The organism is Leminorella richardii, from assembly GCF_900478135.1.
In the GTDB taxonomy this organism is placed as follows: domain Bacteria; phylum Pseudomonadota; class Gammaproteobacteria; order Enterobacterales; family Enterobacteriaceae; genus Leminorella; species Leminorella richardii.
Map to the genome: position 1 here is coordinate 1,343,339 of NZ_LS483470.1, position 15,263 is coordinate 1,358,601.

Genomic DNA, 15,263 nt, shown 5'->3' on the forward strand with positions numbered 1-15,263 from the left:
GACTTATTTGTGAAAAAATTGTTTTATTGTAGCGGGAAATTTTAAGTGAATACTATGAAGCTATCTGTTCTTCAGCGTTTGCCCCAGTTTTATCACTGGTACGGTGGGGAGGAGGGTAGTCGCGTCGAGGCTTCCCTGCTACCCTCTCACTTTGGCGCAGAGCAGAATAAGGACAATCTGATCGGCCTCAAGCTGCTTAGCTATGCTAACGGCAGAGACTGGGACGTTATGTCTAAAATCAGCCTGTACCTTAAGGGTATTGATGTCGAAAACAGCGTTATCGACGTTGACGGTGAACCCTGTCTGTTTATCCGCTCTCAGGATGAGGCGCTGGCGCTCGGTCGTTTAAAAGACATGGGCATTGCCATTGCCGATTTTATTCCCCACCAGCCTTTCTGCTAGCGCGTTCAGCGCGGCTCTTTTCCCTGAACGAATCACTTTGAGATAATTACGTCGTTTCTATGCTCATAGCCTATGCTCATCGAGCGGTCACTGAGCGTCTATTGAATAACGCGCTATACGCTTTTGCTACTGCGCGTCTTCCAATAGGCTTTTTGTATAGGCGTGCTGGGGCGACTGAAAAACCTGCTCGCAGTCGCCGTGTTCAACGATTTCACCGTTTCGCATAACAATGATGCGATGGCACAGCGAGCGAATAACCTGAAGGTCGTGGCTAATGAACAGATAGGTCAGCCCTCGCTCCTGCTGTAGACCTTTTAGCAGCTGTAAGATTTGTGCCTGTACAGTGCGATCCAGTGAAGACGTCGGCTCATCGAGGATCAGCATTTCCGGCTCGAGTATCAGCGCGCGAGCGATGGCGATACGTTGGCGCTGCCCACCAGAAAATTCAGTCGGATAGCGGTGGCGGCTTTCCGGATCCAATCCGACTTCCTGCATCGTGCTGATAACTCGCGCTTCCCGCTCTTGCGGCGTCAGGGAGTGGTGCACTTCCAGCCCCTCTTCAACGATCTGGGCGACGGTGAAGCGCGGGTTCAGGGCGGAGAAAGGATCTTGAAATACGATTTGCATTCGGCTGCGGTAAGGCAGCATTTGCTTGAATGAAAGGCCGTGCAGCGGCTGCCCGTCAAACCAGATTTCACCGCGAGATGCCAACAGGCGAAGTAGGGCTAAGCCAGTGGTACTTTTGCCCGAGCCGGATTCGCCCACCAGCCCTAGGCTTTCCCCTTTGCGGAGGGAGAAACTGATGCTTTTTACCACGTCGTGACTGATTTTGCGCTGAAACAGGCCGCTAGAGTGGGGAAAACCGATCGTCAGATCTTTAATTTCGAGCAGCACATCGTCAGATGCCAGAGGGCGAGGATGGCCTTTAGGCTCTGAGTCGAGGAGTTTCTGTGTATAGGGATGCTGTGGATGATTAAACAGCGCCTGGCAGCCGTTTTGTTCAACGCACTTGCCTTGATTCATCACCGCGACTCTGTCCGCTAGCTTACGCACAATGTTGAGATCGTGAGTAATAAACAGCATGCTCATATTGAGCTCTTGTCGCAGTTCAGCCAGCAGACGAAGGATCTGCGCTTGAACTGATACGTCGAGAGCGGTTGTTGGCTCATCAGCGATAAGCAGCTTTGGCCGGGTCAGTATCGCCATGGCGATCATTACTCTCTGGCGTTCGCCGCCGGAAAGCTGATGAGGATAGGCATTCAGTCGGTTTTTTGCCTCTCTGATCCCCACGCGCTGTAGAACTTCAAGGATTTCATCGCGAGCTGCCTGTTTAGTCATTCCCCGATGGACCAGTAGCACTTCTGATAGCTGTTTGTCTATCTGATGCAAGGGGTTGAGAGAGACCATCGGCTCCTGAAAGATCATCGAAATATCGTTACCGCGGTATCGACGCAGCGTTTGTTCATCGGCTTTTAGTAGCGAAACGCCGTTAAATAAAATATCGCCGCTGGGATAAACCACCGGAGGAGCGGGCAGAAGGCGGAGTATAGACAGCGCCGTGACGCTTTTTCCCGAACCGGACTCACCCACCAGTGCCAGCGTTTCTCCCTCATCAATCGTTAAAGAAAGGTCGTCAACAATGCGTTTTTCCTGATTGCCCTGCCGAAAGGCAATGCTCAGGTTTTGAATGTCCAGCAGCGGCGTTGTTGTCATCATATTAATGGGCCTTTGACGGATCGAAGGCGTCGCGCACGGCTTCACCGATGAAAATCAGCAGCGTCAACAGCAGGGATAAAACCACAAAACCGCTGATGCCAAGCCAAGGAGCCTGCAGGTTGTTTTTTCCCTGAAGCAGCAGATTACCGAGAGAAGGGGAGCCTATCGGCAGCCGAAGCCAAGAAAATCCAGCGACGTCAGCATGGTGATCGATCCGCACAGGGTAAACGGCAGATAGGTCAGGGTTGCAACCATTGCGTTAGGCAGGATATGCCGGAACATGATTTTGCTGTCTCTAACGCCCATGGCTTTAGCGGCTCTGACGTAGTCAAAGTTTCTTGTGCGCAAGAATTCAGCGCGCACAACGCCGACAAGTCCCATCCAGCCGAACATCACGGTAATGCCCAGTAGCCACCAAAAGTTGGGTTGAATCACGCTGGAAAGCAGCACGATCAGAAATAGCGTCGGCATGCCGGACCAGATTTCAATAAAACGCTGACCGAGCAGATCGGTTTTGCCGCCGTAGTAGCCTTGAGTCGCACCGACAGCAATGCCGATAACGCTAGAAACTAGCGTTAAAGACAGACCGAAAAGAATCGAAATGCGAAAGCCGTAAATCAGGTTGGCCAATACGTCCAGTCCGCGGTCGTCCGTTCCCAGCAGATTGGCTGAAGAAGGGGGAGCCGGAAAGGGCGAAGGGCTTTGATAGTTTATCGTGTCATAGCTAAAGCGGATCGGTGCCCATATTGCCCAGCCGTTTTTATCGATCTGTGAGGCGACAGCAGGGTCGCTGTAGTCCGCTTCAGTTTGAAAATCACCGCCGAAGGTTTTTTCGCTATAGTTCACCAGAAAGGGGGTATACCATTCGCCTTTGTAGCTGACCAGAAGCGGTCGATTGTTGGCGACCAGTTCGGCGCCCATGCTGATGATAAACAGCACGGCAAAAATCCACAGGGCATAATAGCCACGGCGATTGTGTTTGAATTTTTGCCAGCGTCGCTGATTAAGAGGACTGAGTGCGATCATCGGCGGGCCTCGAAGTCAATTCTTGGATCGACCAGGGTGTAGGTCACATCGCTGAGGATATTCAGTACCAGGCCAATCAGTGTGAAAATATAGAGCGTGCCGAACATGACGGGGTAGTCGCGTTGAATGGTAGCGTCATAGCCCAGCAGCCCCAGCCCGTTGAGAGAGAAGATAACCTCAATCAGCAGCGAGCTGGTAAAGAACATAGTGACAAACGCAGAGGGAAATCCGGCGATAACCAGCAGCATGGCGTTGCGAAAGACGTGGCCGTACAGAATGCGCTTTTCCTCAAGCCCCTTGGCTCTGGCGGTTATGACGTACTGTTTGTGGATTTCATCTAAAAACGAATTTTTGGTCAGCATCGTTAAGGTAGCAAAGCCGCCGATGACCGTCGCGCAGACGGGTAAAACGATGTGCCAGAGATAGTCGAGCACCTTGCCGGAAACGCTTAGACTGTCAAAGTTGTTGGATACCAGCCCGCGCATGGGGAACCAGTCCAGATAGCCGCCTCCGGCAAACAGAATAATCAGCAGGATGGCGAACAGAAAAGAGGGGATTGCGTAGCCGACGATAATCAGGCTGCTGGTCCAGATGTCGAACGGTGTACCGTTTTTGACGGCTTTCTTAATCCCCAAAGGAATAGAGATTAAGTAGATAAGCAGCATGCTCCACAGGCCCAACGTGATGGAAACAGGCATCGACTGCTTAATTAACTCCACTACCGAGGCGCCGCGAAACAGGCTGTCACCGAAGTCAAAACGAGCATAGTTCCAAAGCATGTCCAAGTAGCGCTCATGCATCGGTTTATCGAAGCCGAAGCGCTTCTTAATCTCTTCAATCACTTCCGGATCAAGCCCGCGCCCGCCCTGATACTGCCTGTCTGCTGCGGGCACAGCGGAGCCTTTGTCCAGACTGGCGACGTTTGGCCCACCGGCACCAAATCCACTTTGCTGGCCCAGTTCAATAGTAGCAATAGCCTGCTCAACCGGGCCGCCGGGAGCAATCTGCACAATAAAGAAGTTTAGCGTAATGATCGCCCACAGGGTGGGTATCAACAGCAGCAGTCTGCGAAGTAAGTATGTTGTCACGGAATGTCCTTAGCGCCGCTGTTCAGGCAGGGTTGACGCCTTGTTGGCGTCATACCACCAGGTATCAAGGCCAAGGGAGCTTTTCGGCCGCACGGTCGGCATGGATATTTTGTTCCAGTAGGCAAACCGGTCCTGATTGCTGTACCACATGGGGATCATCAACCGGTGTGAGGTCAGCACGCGATCCAGCGCTTTGCCTAACGAAAGCAGTGGCTTTTCTTGCCCCTGGTGGTTGGCGATTTCTTTCGTCAGGCTGTCAACGGCAGGATCGCTTAGGCCTGGAGTGTTATAGGTTGACTTAATGTATTCAGAGTTCCAGTAGATCAGAAGGCTGTTTGACGGGTAGTCCATCGCCGGATACAGGCGAGGGATCATGTCGAAGTCTCGACTGCGTAGTCGATTGACAAACTGAGAGCTGTCTACAGAACGTACGTTCATTCTGATACCAAGCCTGCTTAGGGAGTGCTGGAAGGGCAAAACGTACAGACTATCACTGCCGCTGAGCAGCAAAAGCTCGAAGGTAAAAGGCTGACCGGTTTTGACGTTGACCAGCGCGCCGTTTTTCACTTCCCAACCAGCCTCTTTGAGCAGCTCCGTTGCCTTCAACAGGTTTTGGCGATTGTAGCCGCTACTGTCGCTGGTGGGCGGCTGGTAGGCCTGAGTGAAGACCTCATCCGGTATCTTGCCCTTTAGCGGCGTGAGCCAGGCCAGCTCGTCACTATCGGGAAGCCCGCTAGCGGCGTAGACGGTATTTTGAAAAAAGCTATTGGGCTGCCGATAGGCGCCGTAAAACAGGGCTCTGTTCATCCACGGAAAGTCATACGCCAGCGTTATGGCTTCGCGCACTTTGGGATCGGAGAATAGCGGGCGCTGAATGTTAAACGCCAGCCAGCGGGCGCTCTGTGCACTCTGGTTTTCCCATGTTTGTTTGACGATGTAGCCCTTATCGAAGAATTTCCCTTGATATTGAGTAGCCCAGCTTTTTGGCGAGTTTTCCACACGTAGGTCATAAGCGCCTGCTTTAAAGGCTTCTAGAGAGACTTTATCGTCGAGATAGTAGTCGTAGCGAATGATATCGAAGTTATAGCGACCCCGGTTAACCGGTAAGTCAGCGGCCCAGTAGTTCTCCTGACGCTGATAAACAAGATACTGCCCAAGCTTGTAGCTGCTGATGCGGTAGGGCCCGCTGCCCGGCGGCGGCGCGTTGAGTGGGTCGCTTAGGCTGTGGTTTTGCCAGAAGCTTTTAGGGAAAATGGGCAATCCACCGACCAGAGAAATCAGCTGAGATTTATCAGGAGCCGGAAGTTCAATGCGCACCACCTGCGGTGAAACCGCTTTAATCTTGATGCCTTTGTAAATCGTCCGGAACTGGGGCACGCCTTCGGTCATAAATTTTTCAAAGGTGTAGGCGACGTCTTCTGCCGTAATGGGGGTACCATCCTGAAAGCGGGCTTTCGGATTAATGTTGATTTCCATCCACGTGTAGTCGTCAGGATAGCGAACGGAAGATCCAATAAGAGGGTACAGACTGCTTGTTTCATCCTCAGAAGAGGCAAACAGCGTGTCGGTCAGGCGGTCGGTTCCGGCAGGAGGATTGCCTCGAGAGGCGTAGGTATTGAAATTATCATAGGTACCAACCGCTGGAAGTGTCAGCTGACCGCCCTTTGGCGCATCAGGATTAACGTAGTCGAAGTGAGTAAATCCGCTGGCGTATTTAGGTTCGCCCAGCAGCGAGAGCCTGTCGCTTTCTACAATAGTGGCAGCAGAGGCCATCGATGAAATCAGCAATCCTGCTAATAGGGAAACGATTGATAATGAAAAAGAAAGCGTGCCGACGTTAATGGGATAGCGCGTTGACCGTAGTGTATTCATATCGCCTTCTTGCTCACTTCTGTTGCGTTTCCCTGTACAGACCGCTATGACTGGATGAAGTTCCTTTCAGTATACCGCACAAGGCTTAAGGTATACGGAATGAGATTATAGAGAATTTTGGTGTGGGAGTGATACTAAAGGCAACAAAAACAGCGCTTTTACCCAATGAGCGTGGGTAAAAGCGGGTTTTAAAGTCGGAGATTAACCTTTAGTTAAAACGCGACGCGCCTGATGGTAACGGTTATTCCAGTATTTTTCATTCATGCTGGAAATCATGACGCCGTTACTGGTTGACGCGTGGACAAAGTTGTCGTTACCAATGTAGATGCCGACATGACGGCCGGTAGAGCCTGCGCGGAACAAAACCAAATCGCCTGGGCGCAGCTTAGCGCGCTGAATTGGCTTGCCAATGCCTTGCTGCATTGACGTAGAGCGAGGGAGCGTTAGCCCAAACTGCTCGCGAAACGTGATTTGAACGAAGCCTGAGCAGTCAACGCCTTTTTTGGTCGCGCCGCCCATGCGGTAGCGGACACCTTTCCAGCCCGCGTATTGATTGAGAATGCGCGACTTGATGTCGACATTCTTAACCATGGATTCGAATTCATCCTGAGTAGATTGAAACGCCAGTCCCTGCTTTTCATCTGAACTGTGAGCGGAAGTGTGAGAACTTCTCGCGTTTGCCGCCTCTGCCGTTGAGGAGAGGGTGCCGCAGCCTGATAGCATTACGACTGCGGCCACGGCCGGCGCGAATCGTAGAACGTATCTCAGAATTGGTTGAGATTTGACCATGTTAATGAAGTTCCCGTAGAGTCCTTAGCGACGCAGTCGCTATAAAAATCAGAGTCCGCAGCCCCGTTATCTGAGCTTGATAACAGTTGATGGGCTCGGCAGCCTGAGCGGGGTAAAAATGTTCCCCAAAAACCTGCCGTTATCCACAATAGTGCGCACAAACGAACAGAGACTACTTGATCCACGCTTTGATTGCGAGCGCTTTCTCCCTTGAAACTGTCACGCCGGAAACTTTTTTGTTTGTTTTGTGAGCTAAATCTAGTGTTCAACTCGGCGTCGCTTTCGGCTAAAACCGTTTATTAGAGGTTCGCGTTAAGGACGGTATTTTCCAGGGACTGCACGGTTTAGCGCATCGATCAGGCTATCGCAAAGCGGGGTTAACAGGCACCAGCTTAGGCCAACGCAGGCGATGCTGAGTGAGCCAACGTAAATATCTGTAAACCAGTGAGCGCCAACCATAATGCGCGGTAGTGAAAAGATAATGACGTAAATAGCAGCAACGACAAACGCCCAGCGCGTAAAGTAGCGCAGCATAAAGGCAGCAAAGACCATCAGCATTATCCCGTGATCGCCGGGAAAGCTGTCTTTTGAAGCGTCTTTAGTTGGAATACCGGAAAGCTCAGTCACTCTGTTGATATCGCTAAAGCTCAGCGTCGGGCTGGGGCGGGTGACGGGAAGCAGGTGGCCCGCTTGGTTAAGCACAACGGCGATAAGCAGCATGACTACGCCCATCACAATGGTTTTGCGCTTGCCTGCACCGTCCTGTCTGATAAAAAAGGAGAACAGCAGAAGCCCCATAGCCAGCAGCGAAATGGAGTCAAAGGCGCGGTTGTTAGTGACGGCGACCATCTTAAGGTAGTGAGGGGAGGTTGCTAAGTGTGCGTTGAAATAGTGAAACACGCTGGCATCAATCGTGAACCAGAAACCGTGATTTTCAAGCAGAAACCAGGAAAGAAAAAGTGCGATCCCAAATGCGTTTAGCGCGAGGATCGCGGCAAAATTACGGCGAAGCATCAGAATGGAATTCCTTTGAGCAAATCATGTAAAACTAATCTTCAGGCTCATGCCGTTCGACATGTTCCTCCAAAGAGTGGGGCATTCTGGCCTTCAACAGCGCGCTTTGCAACTCATTCCACGGTCCGTCGCCCGAATGGATAAGCTCTACGCGACTGTCGACAGGGGCTACGGGCTGAGTTTCTATCCTGAGGTCAAAGCCTTGGCGGTTAAAAATCAGTGTCCCTTCAGCAATGCGCATAACGCCTTTAACGCGATCGACAGGAGCCAGTCGCACCCAGTCGAGTAGCGCTGCGGTTTCAAAGCAGGTATCCGAATCGAAGATCCAGCCACAGCTGACATAGCCCTGTCCATGGTTAAGGGCGCGGCGCCAGCCCTGCGCGTTGGGTAAACTCAGCGCAGCCAGCCCGTTTGGCGCTTTTACGGCATGGGTATGGTGAGCGCTATCTGGTATGTCCTGTAGACGACTAAGGCGAGGCACATCGAGGATATCCAAAGAGATCGCGCCTTGCTGTGTTAGCCGGTAGGGGCGGCCTGGGGCGTGAGTTTCATGCCAGCGAAGAAATGCTTGATGGTCTTCTTCCCGATAGGCGTCAGTCTTGTTGACCACGATGACGTCTGCGGCGGTAAGCTGGTCGCGGAAGTTTTCGTTTTCCATATGACGGGGATCGCTAAGCTGGCGGGCGTCCAGCAGGCAGACGGTAGCGCCAACGGTAAGCAGCGGCTGATAGACCTCAGACGTCAGCAGCTTCAAGATTTGCTTGGGGTGCCCAAGTCCTGTCGGTTCAATCAGCAGCCTGTCCGGTCGAGCCTGCTTAAGCAGCATGTTTAATCCAACCTGCATTGGCAAGCCGTTGACACAGCACAGACAGCCGCCGGGGATTTCTTTCATCATCGCACCGCGATCTTTTAGCAGCGCACCGTCAATGCCGATCTCACCAAATTCGTTGACCAGAATAGCCCAGCGTTCGCTGTCCGGTTTTTGGCTTAACAGGTGTTGAATCGTTGTCGTTTTCCCGCTGCCGAGAAATCCAGTAATCAAGTTAACGCGCGTCACGGGCGATCCCCCACTGATGAAAAGTCATTAAACATAAATAGAAAGGAAGGTAGCGTAATGAGTAGTTAATTCTCTAATCCTAAAGGAGATTTATGAGATTTTCTGCTGAAACCAGCCAACATTATGGCATCAGGGGAAAATAAAAAAAAGCCGTCTATACTAGGAAAAGGGGCAGGCGATAAAGGCTATCAGCTGCTTAAATATCAATCTCTTTAGCATAGAAGGGAAATGGAAATATCGCTGGCTATGGGAACGCTCGTGCTGAAGTTCGGTACCAATAAGGCGGTTTCTTATGGCATACCTGTCTATCGGTTTTATTAAAACCGCATCTAAAACTGTGCTGTTACTCTCTTCTTTCTGTTTCTTCGCCGCTCAGGCCAATGCTGCAAATACTGGCACGATTAACTTTGTTGGCCAGGTGGTTGAGGGCGGCTGTGAAATGACAAATGACGCAAATCGCCTAACGCAAACCTGTATGCAGGGCAAAGAGCGCGTTAAACAGCAAATGACGCTCGAAGCGGGCGCTCGCGATGACGTGCTTAAGGGCAAGTCGATGTCAAATGAGGTCTCTTTCCACTGGCTTGATAAGGAAAAAGGCTTGGGGATTGCGGAAGTCACCTATCACTAGGAAATAGTGTGCTGCGCTGAGTCATCAGGCTCAGCGCAGCACAGGCATTTAGTCAGCGCGACTCATATAGCGGCGCTCTGGGACGTGAATGCGGATCCTTTCTCCCGCTTCCAAATATTCAGGCACTTGAATAATCAGGCCAGTGCTCAGGGTAGCTGGTTTGTTGCGGGCGCTGGCAGATGCGCCTTTGATGCCCGGCGCTGTTTCGATAATTTCCATATCGACAGTCTGTGGTAACTCCAGCGCGACAACCTGGCCTTCAACTGTCAGCACCTGAATGCCGGGAATGCCGCCTTCAGGAATGAACAGCAGCTCTTCTTCAATTTGGTCTTGTTTAAAGATGTAGGGCGTATAGTCTTCATCATCCATAAAGACGTACTCATCGCCGTCGATATAGGAGAAGGTGACTGCGCGGCGGCTAAGATTAATTTCATCAATGATGTCATCGCCCTTAAAGCGCTCTTCGACCTTAAGGCCGGTGAGAATATCGGAAAAGCGCATTTTATACAGAGTACTGGCGCCTCGCGCGCTGGGGCTTTGTACTTCAATATCGCGAACCAGCAGCATTTTTCCGTTGTAGCTGACGGCCATACCGCGCTTGATTTCGTTTGCTCTTGGCATATAAACAGGGATCCATTTTCACGGGTTGAATGATTGGCGACAAGTTACTCGCGAGCGGCAAAACTGGCAAGCAGAATCCTGCGCTGAAAAGGAAAAAATCGTGATGGTAAAAAAGACAAAGGCCCGCTTGATGGCGGGCCTTTGTCGCGTCGTTTTGACAACAAGCTATTAACGATAGACCGGCAGTAAATTCAGCGTTGAACTCACGTGGGCGATGATGTTAATCGCGCCAAACAGAACCACGAAGTAAATGGCGAATGTTCCCCCGGGTGCACGATATTCGGCCTGTGGAAATTGTTTGCGGCTGGCTCGCGCCAGAAATGCCGGAACGATCACCGCCCAGACTGTGGCCGCCAGCCCGGCAAAGCCAATGGCGTAGAGAAAGCCGTCTGGATACAGCAGCGCAGCGACGGTGGGTGGAACAAACGTAATCAGCGCAGATTTGGTGCGCCCCGCCGGAGAGTCTTCAAACTTGAAGAAGTCAGCAATGTAGTCCAGCAGCCCCAGAGATACACCGAGAAAGGAGCTGGCTAGCGCCATATAAGAGAAGGCGTTAAGCAGCTGTTTCACCAGCGGCGTGACTGTTCCGTTATCCAACTGCGCCAGCAGGTTGCCAATGTTGCCCCCTTCAGCAATCACCTCTTTAAACGCCGGGCGAGGCACGTTGCCTTGGATCACGTACTGCCACAGTAGGTAGATAGCTAAAGCGATAAGGGTGCCGATGAGCAGGCTGTAGACCACCGACTTGGCGTCTTTTTTGTAGTACTTTGCCAGCCCCGGAATATTGCCGTGATAGCCGAAAGAGGCCAGTAAATAGGGCAGTGCCGCCAGCGCATAGGGAAGGTATTGGGCATCAGACTCTTTCTGGTTGAATAACACTTCTGGCTGAACCTGAACAAACATATCGCTGACGGAAAAGACAAAGGTGATCACCATGCCGCCAATAAGAATGGTGTTGATTCTGTCAACGGCGCGGGTAGAAAGCCAAACGATAAAGGCTACCAGTATGGCGAAAGCCAGCCCGGCAATAGTCTGATTGATGGCAAATACAGAAGAGAGGGTATGGCTGATGATAGAGCCACCGGCGGAAATATAGGCATAGGTCAAGATATACAGCACAAAGGCAACTGACAGGCCGTTAATGGTATTCCAGACGTTGCCTAACAGGCCTTTTACGACAGTATGAAAGCTGGCGCCGGCCTCATAGTTGAGATTGGCCTCCAGCAGCATCAGACCTGAAAGAAACATACAGAACCAGGTATACACCAGCATCAGCGTCGAACCGCTGAACCAAACGCCAGAAGTGACGATAGGGATAGAGAACATACCGGCGCCGACCGCCGTACCTGCAATGATCATTGCGCCGCCGAAAACGGAAGGGCGCTTTTGTGCTTCTACCTGAGACATTTTCTTTTTATTTCCAGATGTAAACATATGATGTACTAGTGGGATGATACGTGATTCATGCCGTTTGTAAACACGTTTTATCAGAAAAGAAGCGGCAGACTTCATGATAGTAGGTGAAATGGCCGAATGAGGGCGAGGTTAGCAATAAAGATCGCTTTTTCTCCCATATCGCGTAGCCTGTGGGTTTTCCTAGCAGAGAGGTAGGGCGTTATGGAGTGCCGAGTCAATTGCGGAGCCTGCTGCATCGCGCCTTCTCTTTCCAGCAGGATCCCTGGCATGCCGAACGGCAAGCTTCCCGATGAGCCCTGTATTCATCTAGATGATGATTTACGCTGCCGCATTTTCCTACATGCCGATCGCCCCAAAGTGTGCGCAAGCCTTCAGCCAAGTCAGGAAATGTGCGGCACCTGCCGAGATGACGCAATGAGCTACCTAAGAGAGCTCGAACGTATTACCGCGCCGTAGGATTTAGTTTCTTTATTCTCTTCGCTACCCTTCAAACGATCGTATTGATTATCTAGCATTATCAATAATTTTGTTCTGAATAGAGCAATTGTGCAAAAATAGCGCTAAAATCGACTGAAACGATCCACCATCCGTCATTAGGGGCTGTGACAATTTTCCAGCCTGAGGGTGGTGTAGTCATCTGTATGAAAAGAAGAGATTAATGAACAGACGCGTAGCGACTATCACCCTTAATCCTGCCTACGATTTAGTGGGTCACTGCCCCAGTATTACGCTGGGGGACGTTAATCTGGTGAGGACAGCCGGGCTTCATCCTGCCGGTAAAGGTATTAACGTCGCCAAGGTTCTAAAAGACTTGGGTATGGATGTCACTGTCGGTGGATTTTTAGGGCGAGACAATCAGGACGGCTTCCAACAGCTGTTTAGTGAGCTGGGAATTGCCAACCGCTTTCAGGTGGTGCCCGGCCGTACGCGTATTAACGTGAAGCTGACGGAAGCCAACAATGAAGTCACTGACTTCAATTTTTCCGGCTTTCAGGTTGATAAGGCTGACTGGCAGCGCTTTACTAACGATTCGCTGTCGTGGCTGGGGCAGTTTGACATGGTGGCGGTCAGCGGAAGTTTGCCTTCAAGCGTAGAGCCTGATGAGTTTAGCGAGTGGATGCGCCAGCTCCGCGCCGTTTGTCCGTGCATTATTTTTGACAGCAGTCGGGAAGCGTTTTCTGCCGGGCTGAAGGCGTCGCCATGGCTGGTTAAGCCCAATCGCCGCGAGCTGGAAATCTGGATGGGTCATCCGCTACCGACGCTGGAGGATGTGGTGTATGCCGCTCACGCGCTGCGAGAAAGCGGCATTGCTCACGTTGTTATTTCGCTAGGGATTGAAGGCGCTATTTGGGTGAACGCGTCCGGAGCCTGGCTGGCTAAACCGCCGTCCTGTGACGTTGTGAGCACCGTCGGTGCTGGGGACTCTATGGTGGGCGGGCTTATTTACGGCCTGCTGATGCGAGAGTCTAGCGAGCACACGCTGCGACTGGCGACCGCTGTGGCGGCGCTGGCAGTGAGTCAGAGTAATGTGGGGATAAAAGACCGCATGCAGCTGGCATCAATGATGGCACAGGTTGAGCTGACGCCTTTTTCTTAAAAAAGCAGAGGCGCGTAAAGCGCCTCATTTTTGACTTCGTCCATTAGGCCGGTTCGCTGACTTTTTGCTGGCTCTTTAATCAGGCAATTTCGTCTTTCCAGATGTCTGGATTAATGGTTTCCAGTATGAGTGGAATACCGTCAAAGCGTTCATCAGCCATGATATAACTGAAGGCGGTTTTGCCAATATTTCCCAACCCAAGACTGTTGTGCCGATCGACGCGGCTGCCAAAGTCGCTTTTGGCGTCGTTCAGGTGCATTCCCCGCAGGTAGTTAAAGCCCACGATACGCTCAAAGCAGGCAAAGGTTTTTTCGCATTCCTCAACCGTTCGCAGATCGTAGCCTGCAGCGAAGGCGTGACAGGTATCGATACAGACGCCGACGCGGGTTTTATCCTCTACGCCGTCAATGATGGCGGCAAGGTGTTCAAACTTGAATCCCAGATTACTGCCCTGGCCTGCGGTGTTTTCAATCACAGCGGTAACCCCTTGAGTGCTGTCCAAGGCGATGTTGATGGACTCGGCAATCCTTGCCAGACAGAGGTCTTCGTCAATTTGCAGCAGATGGCTGCCGGGGTGGAAGTTCAATAGAGATAGCCCCAGTTGCTGGCAGCGTTCCATCTCGTCGATAAACGCGTCTCTGGACTTTTGCAAAGCCTCTTCAACAGGATGGCCAAGGTTAATCAGGTAACTGTCGTGGGGGAGAATTTGTCCCGCGCTGTAGCCATACTTTTCACAGGCCTGACGAAAATTCTCAATGATTTCATCCGTCAGCGGAGCGGCTTTCCACTGTCGCTGATTTTTAGTAAATAGCGCCAGTGCGGTGGCCTCAAGCTCGTGAGCCCGGATGATGGCCTGATCGAGGCCGCCGGACGCGCTGACGTGTGCGCCGATAAATTTCATTTTTGTTCTCCTCAGTGATAGCGCCAGTATCTCACATTTCGGCCTGCGCCATCCAACGCGTTTTGGCCAGAGATAGGGATCTGATTAGACGCTAACTAGGTGAACAGCTTTATTGATCAGCGCACCGCCGACGATAAGCCAGATAAACAGCGAGGCGGCCAGCAGAAGGGGCTTTATCCCCGCCTGACGGATAGCACTGATGTGAGTTGTAAGGCCGAGGGCGGCCATCGCCATGCAGAGCAGAACCGTATCGATATCAATAAGAAGGCTCAACGTGGGCGCAGGTATAAGGTCAAACGAGTTAATTCCCGCAACGACGATAAACAAAACGGCAAACCATGGAATAACGATAGGGGAACGCTGCCCGTCCTGCTTCCTTCACTGCGGTTAAGATAGCCAGAAAGCAAAATAAGGAAGGGGGCTAGCATCATCACGCGGATCATTTTGACGATAACCGCTGAGTTAGCTGCCTCATCAGATATCGAGCGCCCGGCAGCGACGACCTGAGCCACTTCGTGAACGGTTGAGCCAATATAAGTGCCAAATTGGTTATCGGAAAAGCCAAGCAGGCTAAAAGCGCTGTCGAGTTGATACATCCAAGGGTACAAAAACATGGCAACGGTGCCGAAGATAACAACCGTAGCCACCGCAACAGACACTTTGCTGGAATTTGATTTGACCACTGGGTCAGCTGCCATAACCGCAGCGGCGCCGCAGATGCTGCTGCCGGCACCGATGAGAAGGACAGTCTGCCTGTCAATGCCGAATACTTTGCCCCCTAGCCACAGGGCCAAAAAGAACGTCGAAGACAGCGTCAGCGCATCGATAATAATGCCGCTGGCACCGACGTCGATAATTTGCTGAAAAGTAAGACGAAAACCGTAAAGAATAATTCCCAGACGGAGAAGCTTTTGCTTTGCCAACTGAACGCCCGCGTTGCAGGGCGTTGAGATGCTGGGATATACCACGTTGCCTAAAACCATGCCGGAAACGATCGCCAGCGTAAGTGCGCTAAGGCCTAGCTTTGAGAAAGAGGGCAGTGCAGCGGCGTACATCGATAGGGCAGTAATGGAGCCGGTGAGTAACAGCCCCGGTAACAAAGCGATAAATCGGTTACCGGACGGGAGAGTATCCAT

The 15,263-nt window shown here is 51.7% G+C and carries 13 protein-coding genes and 2 pseudogenes; 4 read left to right on the forward strand and 11 right to left on the reverse strand.

Features of this window, described 5'->3' with window-relative positions; translation table 11 throughout:
• Positions 1–54: 54 nt before the first annotated feature.
• Positions 55–402 carry a YejG family protein gene (locus DQM29_RS06360; RefSeq protein ID WP_232054870.1) on the forward strand — a complete coding sequence of 116 codons (348 nt, stop codon included), beginning with the start codon at positions 55–57 and terminating at the stop codon, positions 400–402.
• 126 nt (positions 403–528) lie between these two features.
• On the opposite strand, the gene yejF is transcribed toward DQM29_RS06360, so the two are convergent.
• The 7 genes and pseudogenes from yejF to DQM29_RS06395 all read right to left on the reverse strand — a co-directional run bounded on the left by yejF (position 529) and on the right by DQM29_RS06395 (position 8,964).
• Complete coding sequence (gene yejF / locus DQM29_RS06365) at positions 529–2,115, reverse strand: microcin C ABC transporter ATP-binding protein YejF (RefSeq protein WP_111742019.1); 1,587 nt, start codon at positions 2,113–2,115, stop codon at positions 529–531.
• Between the two features lie 4 nt (positions 2,116–2,119).
• Positions 2,120–3,144: pseudogene (locus DQM29_RS06370) on the reverse strand (ABC transporter permease).
• Complete coding sequence (locus DQM29_RS06375) at positions 3,141–4,232, reverse strand: microcin C ABC transporter permease YejB (protein ID WP_111739912.1); 1,092 nt, start codon at positions 4,230–4,232, stop codon at positions 3,141–3,143. The pseudogene DQM29_RS06370 and the gene DQM29_RS06375 overlap by 4 nt, the downstream one beginning before the upstream one ends.
• A 9-nt stretch (positions 4,233–4,241) precedes the next feature.
• Positions 4,242–6,005 (reverse strand): extracellular solute-binding protein, encoded by a 1,764-nt coding sequence (locus tag DQM29_RS06380; protein WP_170126572.1) that lies wholly within the window; start codon positions 6,003–6,005, stop codon positions 4,242–4,244.
• Positions 6,006–6,305: 300 nt separating this feature from the next.
• Positions 6,306–6,893, reverse strand: a complete 588-nt coding sequence (mepS, locus tag DQM29_RS06385) for a bifunctional murein DD-endopeptidase/murein LD-carboxypeptidase (protein WP_111739914.1) — start codon at positions 6,891–6,893, stop codon at positions 6,306–6,308.
• A 312-nt stretch (positions 6,894–7,205) separates the two neighbouring features.
• Positions 7,206–7,907 (reverse strand): phosphatase PAP2 family protein, encoded by a 702-nt coding sequence (locus DQM29_RS06390; RefSeq protein ID WP_111739915.1) that lies wholly within the window; start codon positions 7,905–7,907, stop codon positions 7,206–7,208.
• A gap of 34 nt (positions 7,908–7,941) precedes the next feature.
• Positions 7,942–8,964, reverse strand: a complete 1,023-nt coding sequence (locus tag DQM29_RS06395) for a CobW family GTP-binding protein (protein ID WP_111739916.1) — start codon at positions 8,962–8,964, stop codon at positions 7,942–7,944.
• 292 nt (positions 8,965–9,256) lie between these two features.
• Between DQM29_RS06395 and DQM29_RS06400 the strand changes: the two genes are divergently transcribed.
• Positions 9,257–9,592, forward strand: coding sequence for a hypothetical protein (locus DQM29_RS06400; protein WP_111739917.1), 336 nt, complete (start codon positions 9,257–9,259; stop codon positions 9,590–9,592).
• A gap of 48 nt (positions 9,593–9,640) precedes the next feature.
• Here the strand turns inward: DQM29_RS06400 and yeiP are convergent, their stop codons facing one another.
• Together yeiP and mtr are read right to left on the reverse strand one after the other, a co-directional pair.
• The gene (gene yeiP, locus DQM29_RS06405; RefSeq protein ID WP_111739918.1) at positions 9,641–10,213 is read right to left on the reverse strand and encodes an elongation factor P-like protein YeiP; all 573 of its coding nucleotides are present in this window, start codon (positions 10,211–10,213) and stop codon (positions 9,641–9,643) included.
• Positions 10,214–10,381: 168 nt separating this feature from the next.
• A complete protein-coding gene (mtr, locus tag DQM29_RS06410; RefSeq protein WP_111739919.1) occupies positions 10,382–11,620 on the reverse strand; it encodes a tryptophan permease in 1,239 nt (412 codons plus the stop codon).
• Between the two features lie 210 nt (positions 11,621–11,830).
• Between mtr and DQM29_RS18095 the strand changes: the two genes are divergently transcribed.
• On the forward strand, positions 11,831–12,085 hold the full coding sequence (locus DQM29_RS18095; RefSeq protein WP_145960339.1) for a YkgJ family cysteine cluster protein: 255 nt from the start codon (positions 11,831–11,833) through the stop codon (positions 12,083–12,085).
• 202 nt (positions 12,086–12,287) lie between these two features.
• Positions 12,288–13,226, forward strand: a complete 939-nt coding sequence (gene fruK, locus DQM29_RS06420; protein WP_111739921.1) for a 1-phosphofructokinase — start codon at positions 12,288–12,290, stop codon at positions 13,224–13,226.
• Between the two features lie 79 nt (positions 13,227–13,305).
• Here the strand turns inward: fruK and nfo are convergent, their stop codons facing one another.
• Both nfo and DQM29_RS06430 read right to left on the reverse strand, forming a co-directional pair.
• Positions 13,306–14,127 carry a deoxyribonuclease IV gene (nfo, locus tag DQM29_RS06425; RefSeq protein ID WP_111739922.1) on the reverse strand — a complete coding sequence of 274 codons (822 nt, stop codon included), beginning with the start codon at positions 14,125–14,127 and terminating at the stop codon, positions 13,306–13,308.
• 84 nt (positions 14,128–14,211) lie between these two features.
• Positions 14,212–15,263 (reverse strand): annotated as a pseudogene (locus DQM29_RS06430) (YeiH family protein).

Coding starts and splice junctions, on each gene's coding strand:
- DQM29_RS06360 (WP_232054870.1), top strand. CDS start 55: ATGAAGCTATCTGTTCTTCAGCGTTTGCCCCAGTTTTATCACTGGTAC.
- yejF (WP_111742019.1), bottom strand. CDS start 2,115: ATGACAACAACGCCGCTGCTGGACATTCAAAACCTGAGCATTGCCTTT.
- DQM29_RS06380 (WP_170126572.1), bottom strand. CDS start 6,005: ATGGCCTCTGCTGCCACTATTGTAGAAAGCGACAGGCTCTCGCTGCTG.
- mepS (WP_111739914.1), bottom strand. CDS start 6,893: ATGGTCAAATCTCAACCAATTCTGAGATACGTTCTACGATTCGCGCCG.
- DQM29_RS06390 (WP_111739915.1), bottom strand. CDS start 7,907: ATGCTTCGCCGTAATTTTGCCGCGATCCTCGCGCTAAACGCATTTGGG.
- DQM29_RS06400 (WP_111739917.1), top strand. CDS start 9,257: ATGGCATACCTGTCTATCGGTTTTATTAAAACCGCATCTAAAACTGTG.
- yeiP (WP_111739918.1), bottom strand. CDS start 10,213: ATGCCAAGAGCAAACGAAATCAAGCGCGGTATGGCCGTCAGCTACAAC.
- mtr (WP_111739919.1), bottom strand. CDS start 11,620: ATGTCTCAGGTAGAAGCACAAAAGCGCCCTTCCGTTTTCGGCGGCGCA.
- DQM29_RS18095 (WP_145960339.1), top strand. CDS start 11,831: ATGGAGTGCCGAGTCAATTGCGGAGCCTGCTGCATCGCGCCTTCTCTT.
- fruK (WP_111739921.1), top strand. CDS start 12,288: ATGAACAGACGCGTAGCGACTATCACCCTTAATCCTGCCTACGATTTA.
- nfo (WP_111739922.1), bottom strand. CDS start 14,127: ATGAAATTTATCGGCGCACACGTCAGCGCGTCCGGCGGCCTCGATCAG.